Genomic DNA, 15798 nt, shown 5'->3' with positions numbered 1-15798 from the left:
ACGACCGCAAACGAGGTCGATGGTCAGATGGTTGGCGTCCAGTCAATTCCGAGTCCCGCGATCACCGCCGACGAGCGGTCGCACGAGGTGGATCATCCGAGTTCGCACGTCGCGCAGTTTGGCTTGGAACAGCCGCTGCGGCTCGATTGCGGTGTCGATCTCAGCCCGTTCCAGATCGCCTACCAGACCTATGGCGAGCTGAATGCCGATCGCTCCAACGCGATCCTGATCTGCCATGCGTTGACCGGCGACCAGCACGTCGCCAATGTGCACCCTGTCACCGGCAAGCCCGGCTGGTGGGAGACTTTGGTCGGCTCGGGCCGACCGCTCGATCCCAGCGAGTATTTTATCATCTGCTCCAACGTGATCGGCGGCTGCATGGGCTCGACCGGTCCGGCTTCGATCAATCCGGCGACCGGCAAGGTTTGGGGCCTCGATTTCCCCGTCATCACCATCCCCGACATGGTGCGCGCGCAGGCGATGCTGATCGACCGGCTCGGCATCGACACGCTGTTCGCAGTCGTCGGCGGCTCGATGGGCGGCATGCAAGTGCTGCAATGGACGGCGGCGTATCCGAGCCGGGTGTTCTCCGCGCTGGCGATCGCCTGCTCGACACGACATTCGGCGCAGAACATCGCGTTCCACGAGCTTGGCCGCCAGGCGGTGATGGCCGATCCCGACTGGCACCATGGCGGCTATGCCGATCAAGGTATCCATCCGCATCGTGGGCTCGCTGTTGCCCGGATGGCGGCGCACATCACCTATCTCTCCGACGCCGCGCTGCATCGCAAATTCGGACGGCGGATGCAGGACCGCGAGCTGCCGACCTTCTCGTTCGACGCCGACTTCCAGGTCGAGTCCTACCTGCGCTACCAGGGCTCGTCCTTTGTCGAACGCTTCGATGCCAACTCCTATCTCTATCTGACCCGCGCGATGGATTATTTCGACATCGCCGGCGACCATGGCGGCGTGCTGGCGAAGGCGTTCGCGGGAATCCAGACCCGGTTCTGCGTGGTCTCCTTCACCAGCGACTGGCTGTTCCCGACCTCGGAATCGCGCGCACTGGTGCACGCGTTGAATGCGTCGAGCGCGCGGGTGTCGTTCGCCGAGATCGAGACCGATCGCGGTCACGACGCGTTCCTCCTCGACGTGCCCGAGTTCTTCGACATCGGCCGTGCGTTCCTGCAGTCGGCAGGCAAGGCGCGCGGGCTCACCGCCAAGAAAGCTTAAAGGACGGCTAGTCATGTCTGTACAGGAAGCGCTGCCGCTGGGCGGCCTTGCGACCGGGCAGCCCGGTGATTTTCGCGCCGACCATGTGCTGGTGGCCGAGATGGTCAAGCCGGGCTCGAAGGTGCTCGACGTCGGGTGTGGCGAAGGCGACCTGCTCCAGCTGCTGGAAACCCGCGGCATCGACGGCCGCGGCATCGAGCTGTCGCGCGAGGGCGTCAACCGCTGCGTCGCCAAGGGTCTTGCGGTGGTGCAGGGCGATGCCGACACCGACCTCGTGAATTATCCGGATGACGCCTTTGACTACGTGATCCTGTCGCAAACCTTGCAGGCGACGCGGCAGCCCAAGGTCGTGCTCGAGAATCTCTTGCGCATCGGCCGCCGCGCCATCGTGTCGTTCCCGAATTTCGGCTTCTGGAAGATGCGGCTCCAGCTCCTGATCGGCGGCCACATGCCGCGCACGGAGAACCTGCCGGCAAGCTGGTATGACACCGCCAACATCCATTTCTGCACTATCAAGGATTTCGTCGAGCTCTGCGATGCGATCGACGTCAAGATGGAACGTGCCGAGGCGCTCGACCTCTACGGCCGTCCGCTGCGGCTGCGGATGCCCTGGTGGGTGTGGAATCTGTTCGGCGAGCAGGGCGTGTTTCTGCTGACGCGGGGCGGCAGGAAGTAGGCCGGCCCGTTACCCCATCTACGCGACGCAGTACCTGGTGACGCCTTCGCGCTAATGCGCCGCCAGTGACCTCGGGTCGCGCACCGGCCATCTTCCCGCTTCCACCAGCGTGACGAACCGTTCCACAGTTTCGTTGAACAGCGCTGGCTCTTCGAGATTGAGGACGTGGCCGGACTTCGGAAACATGGAGAGCCCTGCCGCAGGCAGATGCTTCTTCAGGAACAGGCTTGCGCCCACGCACGGATCGTCCTCGTCGCCGCAGATGATGAGTGCCGGCGTCGTGGCCGCTCTGATCGCGTCCGTCATCGTAAAGATCGAGGGACGGCCGGCCTGGAAGCCACGCATCGTCCGCGCCGATCCCTTGGCGTCGTGCCGCGCCAGGGCGGCATAGAAATCGGCGTGGCCGCGCGGGTCCTTCACCAGGAAGGGAATCCGGCTCGGCGCCTCGCGCGTGATTTTTGCGACTTCGGCTGAGCCGAGCATCTCGAATTGCTCCGCGTTGGCGCGGCACTGCTTGCGCCAGGCGTCGAGGTTCTCGATCTCCGAGCCTGAGCCGACGCCGGCGAGCGTCATCGACAGCGCACGTTGGGGCGCGTTGAGCCCGATCTGGAGCGACGAATAGGCGCCCATCGAGAGACCGACGAAGTGCGCGCGATCGATCTTCAGATGATCGAGCACCGCGAGCGCATCGGTATAGAAATGCGTGTAGCCGTAGACCTCGCCATCAGGCACGTCCGATGGCGTGTAGCCGCGCGCCGAATAGGTGATGCAGCGATGGCCGCGCGAAAAGTAGCGCATCTGCGGCTCCCAATTGGTGTAGTCGGCCGCGAATTCGTGCAGAAAAATAATCGGCGTGCCGGTGCCTGCTTCTTCGAAATAGAGGCGACAATTGTCCTTCGTGAGGGCGTGAGGCATCCGGTTTTCTCCCTGAGGTGGCTGCGGCATTGGAATGCCGTCCTGCGGTGAGCGCATACGACCCTAACACTTATTAATCATCGTCGAAAATCTCCGCGGCCGCGTCTTGTTCTCGCCACATCAGGATACTGATACAGCCCACGGATGTCGGCCACCGCACGGGCCGATTGGGAAGTGGGGGTGTCAACGAAGGATGAAGAATGTTCGAGTTGTTTGCGTCTCGCCTGTCGCGCTGTGTCGTCGCGCTGGCTGTTTTCTTCGCGGCGGTCGCCGCCTTCACTTCTCCGGCGTCAGCACGACCTCATCGTCATAGCGCAGAGCGCCACGCTTACGCGCATCACGCCAGCAGACATCATCATTACCGGCATACACGCAGCTCGCGTTTCGATCACGGCGCGGCGCAATTGCAGGCGAGCGGCTTCGGCAACACCTTCGCCAGCTATGACCCGAACGCCAATAGCGGCGGCATCGCCATGAGCGGCAGCGGTGGAATGGCTATGAGCGGCAGCGGTGGAATGGCCGTGAGGGGCAACGCAGGAATGGTTACCAGCGATAGCGGTGGGATGATCACGCGCGCCAGCCGTCGAATCGCCACGAGGCGTGGCGGTGGGATGGCCATTAACGCGAATGACGGCGGCGTGGCCCATAGCGCCACGGGCAGCGGCGGCTTCGGTGCCGGATCGGGCCTCGTATCCGAGGCACGCCGCTATGTCGGCGGTAATCCGACCGGCCGCGGCAGCCTGTGGTGCGCGCGGTTCATGAACATGGTGCTTGAGAAGACCGGTCACCGTGGCACCGGCTCCGATATGGCGAATTCGTTCGCCCATTACGGGACGCGCGTCTCCGGTCCGCAGGTCGGCGCCATCGCAGTGATGTCGCGCGGCGGCCGGGGCGGTCATGTCGGCATCATTACCGGCGTCGACGCGCAGGGCAATCCGATCATGATCTCCGGCAACAACGGCAACCGCGTTCGCGAAGCACCGGTCTCGCGCGGCCGGATCTATGCGTATGTGATGCCGAACTGACGGCCGTCATTGCGAGGAGCGGAGCGACAAAGCAATCCAGACCGTCTCCGCGGGCGCATTCCTGGATTGTGTCGCTTCGCTCGCAATGACGGGCGGCGCCAGCGCGCCACGTCACACCAGCTTCGGCTCTTCCAACGCAACCGCGTCGCCCACGCCGATGTCGCCGTCGGCGATCACCTCGGCATAGATGCCGCAGTCCATGTGGCCGAGATTGCTCGAGAGCGTGGTCGGGATTTCGAGATCGCGCCTGGCGGTCTCGGGGTCGACATTGGTGGCCGGGCAGCGCTTGATGCGCTTGACCGCTTGCAGCCGGGCCTGTCCGATCGCGAGCGTCTGGCCGACGAGGTCGAGCTCGGACCAGGCCGGCCAGCCCTTCACGTAGAGATTGGCGCGGAAGCGCAGCGGGTGGACGGCGGCGCCGCCGAGCATGGTCTCGAGCGCGCGGACGCTGTCGAGATTGATGATGGACACGACCTTGCGGGCGACGTCGGAAAAGCTGTGGTTGCGGCCGGACAGGATCTTGGGCGGACCTTTCAGCTCTGGCTGAAAGTTCTGGCCGAAGTAGTCCTCGATGGCGGCGCGCCCGGCGGCGGTCTCGAGATCGCCGCTGGCGACGATCTGGCCGTCCTTGCGGATGGTCAGGCGGTTGGTCGCGTCCTCGAACCGGCTGTCGAGCGAAGCCAGCCGCTCATTGCGCGCCAGCATCAGGAACTGGATCTTCGGCTTCCACTGCGGCTGTTCCGGATCGAAGCCGCTTGGGCCGTTCTCAATGGCGTAGCGGCGGTCGGCGGGCAGGGTCTGGCCGGCTCGCAGGGAGACGCGGGGCAGGGGCTCCGGCGTCAGGCCCTTGATCGGATAACGGTAGAGGCCGGTGATCTCGGCGGTCTGGCTGGCTGTCATTGCGCTAGGGGTCATGCCGCTACTTAGGGGATTCGGCCCATCGGCGCCAAGCGGGCGGATCCGCGCACGAAATTGTGAACTCGCCTCTTCCGGTCCGAGGCCTCGCTTCCCACATCTGGGTCAGGCCGGCGCCAGCGCCGGCTGATAACGACCGTTGCCGGTTGAGAAACGTCAATGCGGTTATCGGAAACCCAATGAAGATGCCGTTTGGAGTGCCTTTGAGGGCTCCAGGGGCAGGCCGAGGGAAAGACCACGATATGAACATCGAAAAATATACCGAACGCTCCAGGGGCTTCGTCCAGTCCGCACAGTCGCTTGCGGTGCGCGAAGGGCACCAGCAGTTTTCGACCCTGCACGTCCTGAAAGTGCTGCTGGATGACAATGAAGGCCTCGCTGCCGGCCTGATCGACCGCGCCGGCGGCAATTCCCGCGCAATTCTGAAGGCGACCGAGGACGCCCTGAACAAGGTGCCGAAGGTCTCTGGCGGCGGCGCCGGCCAGATCTATCTGGCGCCCGAGCTCGCCCGCACCTTCGACGTCGCCGAAAAGGCCGGCGAGAAGGCCGGCGACAGCTTTGTCACGGTCGAGCGGCTGCTGCTCGGGCTCGCGCTGGAGAAGAGCAGCGAGGCGGGCGCGATCCTGGCCAAGGGCGGCGTCACCCCACAAAACCTCAATGCGGCGATCGAAGCGCTGCGCAAGGGCCGGACTGCGGACTCCGCAACGGCCGAGAACGCGTATGACGCGCTGAAGAAATATGCCCGCGACCTCACCCAGGCGGCGCGCGACGGCAAGCTCGATCCGGTCATCGGCCGCGACGAGGAGATCCGCCGCACGATCCAAGTGCTGTCGCGCCGGACCAAGAACAATCCCGTCCTGATCGGTGAGCCCGGCGTCGGCAAGACCGCCATCGCCGAGGGCCTGGCGCTGCGCATCGTCAACGGCGACGTGCCGGAGAGCCTGAAGGACAAGAAGCTGCTGTCGCTCGACCTCGGTGCGCTGATCGCGGGTGCGAAGTATCGCGGCGAGTTCGAGGAGCGGCTGAAGGCCGTGCTCCAGGAGGTGATCGGGAGCGAGGGCAATTTCGTCCTGTTCATCGACGAGATGCACACGCTGATCGGCGCCGGCAAGGGCGATGGCGCGATGGACGCGTCCAACCTGCTGAAGCCTGCGCTCGCCCGCGGCGAGCTGCACTGCATCGGCGCCACCACGCTCGATGAGTACCAGAAGCACGTCGAAAAGGACGCAGCGCTGGCGCGGCGTTTCCAGCCGATCTTCGTCAGCGAGCCCTCGGTCGAGGATACGATCTCGATTCTGCGCGGGCTGAAGGACAAGTACGAGCAGCACCACGGCGTGCGGATCACCGATTCCGCGCTGGTCGCCGCCACGACGCTGTCCAACCGCTACATCACCGACCGCTTCCTGCCGGACAAGGCCATCGACCTCATGGACGAGGCGGCCGCGCGGCTCAAGATGCAGGTCGACTCCAAGCCGGAAGAGCTGGATTCGATGGATCGGGAAATCATCCGGCTGAAGATCGAACAGGAAGCATTGAAGAAAGAGAGCGATGCCGGTTCGAAGAGCCGCCTGCAGACCCTGGAGAAGGAGCTAGCCGATCTCGAGGAGAAGTCCGCGGCGCTCACCGCACGCTGGAGCGCGGAGAAGAACAAGCTCTCCGACGCCCAGAAGCTGAAGGCCGAGCTCGACGGCTTACGGGTCGAACTCGCCAACGCGCAGCGGCGCGGTGAATTCCAGAAGGCCGGTGAGCTGGCCTATGGCCGGATCCCCGAGCTCGAAAAGCAGCTTGCCGACATCGAGGCCAAGGAGAACTCCGGCGAGATGATGGAGGAGGCGGTCACCGCCAACCACATCGCGCAGGTGGTCTCGCGCTGGACCGGCGTGCCCGTCGACAAGATGCTGGAAGGCGAGAAAGACAAGCTTCTGCGGATGGAGGACTCGCTCGGCAAGCGCGTCGTCGGCCAGGCCGAAGCCGTACGTGCGGTCGCGACCGCCGTGCGCCGTTCGCGCGCGGGGCTGCAAGATCCGAACCGGCCGACCGGCTCGTTCATGTTCCTGGGGCCCACCGGCGTCGGCAAGACCGAACTGACGAAAGCACTCGCCGAGTATCTGTTCAACGACGAGACCGCGATGGTTCGTCTCGACATGTCCGAGTACATGGAGAAGCACTCGGTCTCGCGGCTGATCGGCGCGCCTCCGGGCTATGTCGGTTATGACGAGGGCGGTGCGCTCACCGAAGCGGTGCGGCGCCGGCCCTACCAGGTCGTGCTGTTCGACGAGATCGAGAAGGCGCATCCTGACGTGTTCAACGTGCTGTTGCAGGTGCTCGACGACGGCCGCCTCACCGACGGCCAGGGCCGCACCGTCGACTTCCGCAACACGCTGATCATCATGACCTCGAACCTCGGTTCGGAGTTTCTGGTGAACCAGCCGGAGGGCGAGGACACCTCGGCTGTGCGCGAGCAGGTGATGGGAATGGTGCGGTCGCACTTCAGGCCAGAGTTCTTGAACCGCGTCGATGAGATCATCCTGTTCCACCGCTTGCAGAGGAGCGAGATGGGCCGGATCGTCGAAATCCAGTTCGCGCGGCTGCAGAAGCTCTTGACCGATCGCAAGATCGTGCTGACGCTCGACGCTGCGGGCCGCGACTGGCTCGCCGCCAAGGGCTGGGATCCCGCCTACGGCGCACGGCCGCTCAAGCGCGTGATCCAGCGTCACGTCCAGGATCCGCTCGCCGAGATGATCCTGGCCGGCGACGTCAAGGACGGCGATACCGTTGCGATCTCGTCCGAAGGCAACGTGCTGACCTTCAACGGCAAGGCGCCGCAGACCGCGGAGATCGCCCAGTTCGAGGCGCCGGTGTCGAAGCGCAAGCTGAACTGAGCGCCGGCAATCCAAGCCTGAAGCAAAAAGCCGCCCCGGAGAGGTCAATCTCTCCGGGGCGGTTTGTTTTGCGGGTTGTTGACGATGTTGCTGCAGCCGGAGTGTGGTCTGGCTAGGACGTGCAATCTTTGCGGTGCGGCCCTGCCGGCATATGCAATCCACCTACAATTTCGACGCGCGGGGACTTATTTCTTCGTGACCTTGTAGATCGCGTTCTCGATGTCAGAAGAGAAATAGATCGTGCCGGATTCCCCGATGCCAACGCCCGTCGGGATATGCGTCGGCAGCCCTCCGGGCGCACCGCTCAGGCCGATCGGGAGATTGGCCGCGATCTCGGTGATCGTGCCGCTCTCCGGTGCGATCTCGATCAACCGCTTCGCGCCGACCTCCGCCACGATCAGCTTGCCGTCGCTGGCGCGTGCGATGCCTTCGGGCATTTTCAGGTCCTTGGCGATGACCGTCTTCTCGCCGTTGCTTTCGATCATCGAGACGACGCCGGAAAAGGCTTCGGTGGCATAGACCTCGCCGCGCGATCCGGCGACCAGCCCGACCGGACCCTCGAGTCCGCCGATCAGCGTGGTGCGGTCCTTGCCGTGCTCGCCGCTGACGCGGACCAGCGATTTGGTGCCGAGCTCGGCCACCAGGATGCTGCCGTCCGCGAGCACGAGCGCGTCATGCGGCGCCTTGAAGCCGTGCAGCATGTCGCGCGTGGCGCCGGTCTTACCGTCGATCACCTGCACCGTGCCGGTGAACCAGCTCGACAGGACCACATCGTTGCCCTTCGCCGTCGCGCTCATCGGATATTCGAGCGTGACGCCGGCGGCGTGCATGCGGGCCTTCTCGGTGACCTCGCCGGTCGCGCCGTCCACCGTGCGATAGGCGAACACGTCGGCGACGTGGATCGTATCCTTGCCGTTCTCCGACGTGACGCCGATGCCGCCGGGCAAAGCGAGCTTGCCGATGATGACCTGCCGCGCCTGGCCGGTCGCGGGATCGACCTCCTGGATGCCGTTGTCGGCCATGTTGGAGACGTAGATCCGGTCCTTGTCGTCGATTGCGAGATTGTCCAGCGACGGCTTCAATTGCGCCATCATGGTCTTGGCGCCCGAGTTCGGATCGAGGCGGACGAGCTGGCCGAGGGCGGTGTCGACCACCCAGAGATTGCCTTTGGAATCGAAGTTCACCGCGGCCGGGACCTTGAAGCCGTCGGCGACGACGGTCAGCTCGGCCTTGTCGACGTCGACCCTTGCGACCTGCCCCTTGAACCAGAGCGGACCGTAGAGCTTGTCGTCGGGACCGAACTCGAAGCCGTTGAGGCCGCCCATCTTCTCCATGATCTGGCGCGGTGGTTTGACGCCCTCGACGTCGATCTCATAGAGCGTGTCGCCGAGGAAGACGGTGGTGGCGTACAGCCTGCCATCCTTGCGGAAGGCGAGCGAATTGATGCCGGGAAGGCCGGAAGCGAGCTTCTTGATCGGGCCGTCGCCCTTGCGCGAGTAGAGATCGCCGGCCAGGAAGCCGGTCCAGGCCATGGTGCCGTCGGGCGCGAATGCGATGTCGTCGGCCATTCCGACCGGAGCGGGGATTGCAACCTTGGCGGTACCGCCGGCGATGTCGACCTCGTAGAGCGCCGCGCCCGCGACGCTGCCGGCAAACAGATGGCCGGCCTTGTCGATCGCAAGCCCGTGCACGCCGTGGAACGCCGAGCCGGGGACGAGCTTGGTGACCTCCCAGTTTTCGGCCGAAACACTGGTGGCGGAGACAATCGCAGCAACGAAGGCTGCGCAGGCGAGCCTGTTCTTCATGGCGAGACCTCCCGTTTTTTGGAAAGTATTCGCTCCTCATGCCGCTTTGGCAAACGAAACTTGACGCTGTGATGCCGCCAGGCGAGCTCCGCGCGACAACGTCAAAACCGGATCGTGTTTGAAGATGATCGGCCGATCTCGGCCGGTCGCCGGCTTTTACCTGTTGGTGACCTGCAACGGACCGCCGGTTGCGTCCGACATCCGGGCGATGGCGCCGGCGCGGCCGCTCATCATGCCGTCGAGCCGGTCGCGCTCCTTCTCGAAGCCGGCCAGCATCGGGCCTTCCAGCGAGCGGCCGCGCGGCAGTTTCACACGGAGCGGATCGACGAAGCGGCCGTTGACCAGGATTTCGTAGTGGACGTGCGGGCCGGTCGACGCGCCGGTCGAACCGACGAAGCCAATCACCTGGCCCTGCCGCACCTTCTTGCCGGGCTCCATGCCCTTGGCGAAGGCCGACATATGGCCATAGGCGGTCTCGTAGCCGTTGTTATGCTTGATGCGGATGTATTTACCGTAGCCGCCTTCGGGGCCGGCCTTCTCGATCACGCCGTTGCCGGAGGCGAAGATCGGCGTGCCATAGGAGGTCGCCCAGTCGACGCCGGTATGCATCTTCACGTAGCCGAGGATGGGGTGACGGCGGCCGCCGAAGCCGGAGCGCATGATGGCGTTGTTGACGGGCTTGCGCACCAGGAACTTCTTCGCGCTCTTGCCGGTCTCGTCATAGTAGTCGACGACGCCGTCGTCGGGGCTCTGGTAGCGGTAGTATTTCTTGGTCTCGCCGCCGAGCGTCAGCGAAGCGAACAGCACGTCGTTCTTTTCGCTCGCGGTCACGCCTTCGTCTTCGCCGGCGTAGAACACGTCGAATGAATCGCCGGGCGCCACCTTGCGCTGGAAATCGACGTCGTAGGAGTAGATCTTGATCATGTCGTCGATGACGGGCATCGGCACTTTGTTGCGCATCGCGGTCTCGTAGATGCTCTGGTAGAGCCGCACGCCCGTGCCGTCGTCGTCGTCATCGTCGTCGCTGTTGGCGTTCGCCGCCGCGTCGGCGACGGTGTTCATGCTGGAGACGTCGACCGCGACGTATTTGCCGAGATCCGACAGCGCCGCGATCGCCTCGACCATGGTCTCGTTGGCGATGACGACGCGGTAGGGCTGCAGACGGGCGCCGGGGCTTGCGGGCGCCATCAGGATGCGCAGCTTCTCGCCTTCCTTCAGGCCGCCGTCGCGGCCGCGCGGCCCGAGCGTCGCGGTGATCGCCTTGATCTCCTCGGCCGTGGCGCCGAGATCGCGCAGCACGCCGGCGACGCTGTCGCCCTTCTTGACCACGTGGACGCGTTCGCCGTTGGGATTGCCGCCGGTGATCTGTTCCTTGGTCTTCGGCAGCAGCGTGACGTTTTCCGGCACCACGCGCGTCTCGAAGCCGGCATAGGGATCGGACGGCGACACTTCGGTGGCGTAGGCGCTTCTGATGTCGGACGGGCCGGTCGCGCCGGAGACGTCGGCCGCAGCATTGGAGAGTGCGGCGTAGCGCACCCCGCCATTGCCGCGCCAGTTCGCGGCATCACGGACCCGCATCAGGATGTCGTCGAGCGCCACCACTGCGGAAATCTTGGCTTTCGGCAGCACCTGGGAGAGGTCCTTGGTGACGAACGAGACCTCGGCGTCGGGTTCGACGGCTTCCGGATTGTTGGGATCCTCGGATGCCGCCTTCGGATCGGAGCCGACATCGGTGAGAAGGCGCTGGGCGTTGAACGGCGGGATCTTCGCCGACAGGTCGCTCGTCGTCATCGACAGATTGCCGGCGATCCGGATGAAGGGACGTACCCGCATCACGTCGCGGTTGCCGACGCGGGCGACGGTCGATACGCGCACGATGTTGCGCGAGGCCGTGGATTCGTTCGGCGGCGGCAGGCGGTCGCTCTTGTGCAGCGTGGCGGCGCGGTCGGCTGCGCCGAATGCGCCGCGCAGCGCGCCTTCGACGCGCTCCGGCACCTTGGCGAAGGTCATCTCGCCGTCGAGCGAAGCGAAAACGGCGCCGCCGATCAGGGCTGCGCCGCAAAGTCCGGTTAGAATTGTCCCGCTGAACCATTGCACCGAGACGCGGCGGCGGTCGATGACGGCGGCTTCGGAACCATCGACGGACAGCGGCGGCTCGTGGCCGAGATCGATGATCCCGGTCTCACGCCCGTAAGCGCCGCGTGACGTCCTGTGGTTCAACCCAAGTCCCCCAATCAACGACCCAAGAGCCCGGTATCGAGCCCCTCCTTACGCCGCCCTCTTCAGGGGCGTCGCTCGAAAAGGGCAAGCCGCATAGGCGTCCGCGGTCAGAAGGCCCTGAAGACGGGCCGGCCGAAACTACGAACAGCTAAGCGGAAAAAGATCTCTCGATGTGTCTCGAATGTCTGAAGAAGGCCGCTTCATCGGATGATCGCCTTCCTCTGACCCCACACAAACCGCCGGCAGCCCCCACTGGCATCCCTGCGATTCAAGCTTTGTCTGTACCAGAACGCCGGGGGATTGTGGCTCAAGTACGGCGCCTAATATGGAAAAGTTTCCCGAACGGCCGGGGGCCGAGGGCCTTCCAGGGGCGGGGGCTCCCAGCCGCGTTCAAGGCGCCTCCATGCCGCCTCCGGACCCCCCTCGGGCCCAAACTTTTTTTGAGTTTTTTCTCCGCGCCGGCGCGATCCAGCCACTCGGCGTCCTTCTAACCCGCTGTAATCGCGTAGATTTTTTCAACAATCCACCGTGCGACGATTTTCTGACAATGGTCGTTGACAACCCCGATGGGTGGGGCCTATAACCCGACCACTGAGCGCGGCGCCGCCGGGTCACTGACCGAGGCGAGCGAACGCGCCACTGATGCTCCTCACCTTGTTGAGTGACACAACAGTCGACGTAAGTCGATTGGAGTTCATCCATCGTCGGTAAGGGTGTCGGAACCCTTCCTCTCTGGAAGGTTGGGGCCTCCTGGTCCCGGGCTGTTTGACAAGTGAAGATGAAGAAAGAGAAACGTGGACGGCGGAGTCCTTGCGCCTCTCGGATACTGAAGAGCTTCGGCTTTTGAGTTCTGAGAGGGGACGAAAGACTTCGGCGGTACACGTTTTAAGGTTACACCATCGTTGCCAGCGATGTGAATCGCGGGCAGCTCATCGACTTCGGTTGATGAAAAATGGTGGGACCTCGTCAAAACGTTGTGATCAGCCGGTTCAAAGTTCAAGTCCAACTTGAGAGTTTGATCCTGGCTCAGAGCGAACGCTGGCGGCAGGCTTAACACATGCAAGTCGAGCGGGCGTAGCAATACGTCAGCGGCAGACGGGTGAGTAACGCGTGGGAACATACCTTTTGGTTCGGAACAACACAGGGAAACTTGTGCTAATACCGGATAAGCCCTTACGGGGAAAGATTTATCGCCGAAAGATTGGCCCGCGTCTGATTAGCTAGTTGGTGAGGTAATGGCTCACCAAGGCGACGATCAGTAGCTGGTCTGAGAGGATGATCAGCCACATTGGGACTGAGACACGGCCCAAACTCCTACGGGAGGCAGCAGTGGGGAATATTGGACAATGGGCGCAAGCCTGATCCAGCCATGCCGCGTGAGTGATGAAGGCCCTAGGGTTGTAAAGCTCTTTTGTGCGGGAAGATAATGACGGTACCGCAAGAATAAGCCCCGGCTAACTTCGTGCCAGCAGCCGCGGTAATACGAAGGGGGCTAGCGTTGCTCGGAATCACTGGGCGTAAAGGGTGCGTAGGCGGGTCTTTAAGTCAGGGGTGAAATCCTGGAGCTCAACTCCAGAACTGCCTTTGATACTGAGGATCTTGAGTTCGGGAGAGGTGAGTGGAACTGCGAGTGTAGAGGTGAAATTCGTAGATATTCGCAAGAACACCAGTGGCGAAGGCGGCTCACTGGCCCGATACTGACGCTGAGGCACGAAAGCGTGGGGAGCAAACAGGATTAGATACCCTGGTAGTCCACGCCGTAAACGATGAATGCCAGCCGTTAGTGGGTTTACTCACTAGTGGCGCAGCTAACGCTTTAAGCATTCCGCCTGGGGAGTACGGTCGCAAGATTAAAACTCAAAGGAATTGACGGGGGCCCGCACAAGCGGTGGAGCATGTGGTTTAATTCGACGCAACGCGCAGAACCTTACCAGCCCTTGACATGTCCAGGACCGGTCGCAGAGATGTGACCTTCTCTTCGGAGCCTGGAACACAGGTGCTGCATGGCTGTCGTCAGCTCGTGTCGTGAGATGTTGGGTTAAGTCCCGCAACGAGCGCAACCCCCGTCCTTAGTTGCTACCATTTAGTTGAGCACTCTAAGGAGACTGCCGGTGATAAGCCGCGAGGAAGGTGGGGATGACGTCAAGTCCTCATGGCCCTTACGGGCTGGGCTACACACGTGCTACAATGGCGGTGACAATGGGACGCTAAGGGGCAACCCTTCGCAAATCTCAAAAAGCCGTCTCAGTTCGGATTGGGCTCTGCAACTCGAGCCCATGAAGTTGGAATCGCTAGTAATCGTGGATCAGCACGCCACGGTGAATACGTTCCCGGGCCTTGTACACACCGCCCGTCACACCATGGGAGTTGGTTTTACCTGAAGACGGTGCGCTAACCAGCAATGGAGGCAGCCGGCCACGGTAGGGTCAGCGACTGGGGTGAAGTCGTAACAAGGTAGCCGTAGGGGAACCTGCGGCTGGATCACCTCCTTTCTAAGGATGGTTCTTCAGAAGCTTGCTTCTATCGAACCGTTTTAGAAACATCAGTGGCCAACGGTCGTCAGGATCGTTGAGCTGCATTGGCGGGATTTCGCCGTCTTCGTTTCTCTTTCTTCGCGGACGAACACGCGCTGGGGCTGCAACCTTGCAGAATCCCTGGTCCTTGACTGGATATGCGTTAGGGGCTTGTAGCTCAGTTGGTTAGAGCGCGCGCTTGATAAGCGTGAGGTCGGAAGTTCAAGTCTTCCCAGGCCCACCACACTCATCGAGTGAGCATTCGTCTTCTGGTTACGGGGCCATAGCTCAGCTGGGAGAGCGCGTGCTTTGCAAGCATGAGGTCGTCGGTTCGATCCCGTCTGGCTCCACCAGATGGTTTGATCACCGACTGCTCATACCGTCGTCCGCGAAACATCACTTCGCACTTACTAGTCCGGATGGACAGTAAGCTGCGTGATTTCTGACATCGTAAAGAGGAGATCGATCCGAGTTGGATCGGGCAACAAGTAATTGTTGCGCGATACTCCATTATCTCCGGATCATTTCGGCGCTCGTGCGTCTTTTAGCGTAGCTCACAAGGCTGCATTGAAAGACAAGCGAGTTGTAAATGATCCTTTTAGCGAAGCTTGACCGCCTCGCTATCGGAACGATCTTACGAAGCAAGCTGGTCTTTCTAATCATTGTCCGGCTGCAGATAGCGTTCATCGAGGGCGCGTGCCGCAAGGCAGTTCTGCAGACAACATTCTGCCGAGTGTGTGGACATTGATAATGAGAGCAATCAAGTGCCTTAAGGGTGTTCGGTGGATGCCTTGGCGCTGAGAGGCGATGAAGGACGTGCTACGCTGCGATAAGCCGTGGGGAGCTGCGAAGAAGCTTTGATCCATGGATTTCCGAATGGGGAAACCCACCTTCGATAGCCGGAACTCCAAGACCTCAGTCGAAAGACTGTGGTGTGGGGTTCGAACAGAAATGTGAGATGCCTAAGCCTTTAGATTTCGATCGAAGAGGTTTTGGATTTCCGGTTATCAAAAGAAGGTATGAGACTTCTGAATACATAGGAGGTTTCAAGCAAACCCAGGGAACTGAAACATCTAAGTACCTGGAGGAAAGGACATCAACAGAGACTCCGTTAGTAGTGGCGAGCGAACGCGGACCAGGCCAGTGATACATCAAAGACAATCGGAACCAGTCAGGAAAGCTGGGCCTTAGAGGGTGATAGCCCCGTACGAGTAATGCGATGATGTATCCACGAGTAAGGCGGGACACGTGAAATCCTGTCTGAACGCGGGGGGACCACCCTCCAAGCCTAAGTACTCCTCAGCGACCGATAGTGAACCAGTACCGTGAGGGAAAGGTGAAAAGCACCCCGACGAGGGGAGTGAAATAGACCTGAAACCGGACACCTACAAACAGATGGAGCCCAAGATACGTTCTGGGTGACATCGTACCTTTTGTATTATGGGCCAGCGACTTAATTTAACGAGCAAGCTTAAGCCGATAGGCGAAGGCGTAGCGAAAGCGAGTCTGAATAGGGCGTCAAGTTCGTTGTATTAGACCCGAAACCTAGTGATCTAGCCATGAGCAGGTTGAAGGTGAGGTAACACTCACTGGAGGACCGAACGGGTGTCTGTTGAA

Annotated in this window: 8 protein-coding genes, 2 tRNA genes and 2 rRNA genes (1 of these 12 running past the window's edge); 8 read left to right on the top strand and 4 right to left on the bottom strand. The window is 62.2% G+C overall.

Translation table 11 applies throughout. From position 1 onward, the window contains the following. Positions 1–27: 27 nt before the first annotated feature. Positions 28–1230 (top strand): homoserine O-acetyltransferase, encoded by a 1203-nt coding sequence (locus N551_RS0102485; RefSeq protein ID WP_027565598.1) that lies wholly within the window; start codon positions 28–30, stop codon positions 1228–1230. A 13-nt stretch (positions 1231–1243) separates the two neighbouring features. Beyond that, positions 1244–1906 carry a methionine biosynthesis protein MetW gene (gene metW / locus N551_RS0102480; RefSeq protein ID WP_007597293.1) on the top strand — a complete coding sequence of 221 codons (663 nt, stop codon included), beginning with the start codon at positions 1244–1246 and terminating at the stop codon, positions 1904–1906. A 51-nt stretch (positions 1907–1957) separates the two neighbouring features. Here metW and N551_RS0102475 read toward each other — a convergent pair whose 3' ends face one another. Beyond that, a complete protein-coding gene (locus N551_RS0102475; protein ID WP_027565597.1) occupies positions 1958–2821 on the bottom strand; it encodes an alpha/beta fold hydrolase in 864 nt (287 codons plus the stop codon). A gap of 200 nt (positions 2822–3021) precedes the next feature. Between N551_RS0102475 and N551_RS0102470 the strand changes: the two genes are divergently transcribed. Beyond that, a complete protein-coding gene (locus N551_RS0102470) occupies positions 3022–3846 on the top strand; it encodes a TIGR02594 family protein (RefSeq protein ID WP_027565596.1) in 825 nt (274 codons plus the stop codon). 111 nt (positions 3847–3957) lie between these two features. On the opposite strand, the gene N551_RS0102465 is transcribed toward N551_RS0102470, so the two are convergent. Further along, a complete protein-coding gene (locus tag N551_RS0102465) occupies positions 3958–4746 on the bottom strand; it encodes an MOSC domain-containing protein (RefSeq protein WP_027565595.1) in 789 nt (262 codons plus the stop codon). Between the two features lie 257 nt (positions 4747–5003). On the opposite strand from N551_RS0102465, the gene clpB reads away from it, so the two are divergent. Beyond that, positions 5004–7643, top strand: a complete 2640-nt coding sequence (gene clpB / locus N551_RS0102460; RefSeq protein ID WP_027565594.1) for an ATP-dependent chaperone ClpB — start codon at positions 5004–5006, stop codon at positions 7641–7643. Positions 7644–7828: 185 nt separating this feature from the next. Here the strand turns inward: clpB and N551_RS0102455 are convergent, their stop codons facing one another. Together N551_RS0102455 and N551_RS0102450 are read right to left on the bottom strand one after the other, a co-directional pair. Continuing rightward, positions 7829–9448 (bottom strand): SMP-30/gluconolactonase/LRE family protein, encoded by a 1620-nt coding sequence (locus N551_RS0102455; protein WP_027565593.1) that lies wholly within the window; start codon positions 9446–9448, stop codon positions 7829–7831. Between the two features lie 156 nt (positions 9449–9604). Continuing rightward, positions 9605–11668 carry a M23 family metallopeptidase gene (locus tag N551_RS0102450; protein ID WP_027565592.1) on the bottom strand — a complete coding sequence of 688 codons (2064 nt, stop codon included), beginning with the start codon at positions 11666–11668 and terminating at the stop codon, positions 9605–9607. Positions 11669–12671: 1003 nt separating this feature from the next. On the opposite strand from N551_RS0102450, the gene N551_RS0102445 reads away from it, so the two are divergent. From N551_RS0102445 to N551_RS0102425, 4 genes are all read left to right on the top strand, one after another. Beyond that, positions 12672–14160, top strand: a 16S ribosomal RNA gene (locus N551_RS0102445). Between the two features lie 188 nt (positions 14161–14348). Further along, positions 14349–14425 (top strand) — tRNA-Ile (locus tag N551_RS0102440). A gap of 33 nt (positions 14426–14458) precedes the next feature. After that, positions 14459–14534, top strand: a tRNA-Ala gene (locus tag N551_RS0102435). Positions 14535–14939: 405 nt separating this feature from the next. Further along, a 23S ribosomal RNA gene (locus N551_RS0102425) occupies positions 14940–15798 on the top strand; it runs 2014 nt beyond the window's last position. Together the 16S and 23S rRNA genes with 2 tRNA genes alongside form the textbook arrangement of a ribosomal RNA operon.

Source organism: Bradyrhizobium sp. URHA0013 (assembly GCF_000518345.1).
Taxonomy (GTDB): domain Bacteria; phylum Pseudomonadota; class Alphaproteobacteria; order Rhizobiales; family Xanthobacteraceae; genus Bradyrhizobium.
Note: the sequence above shows the minus strand (reverse complement) of the source record. Positions and strands in the feature narration are given on the sequence as shown.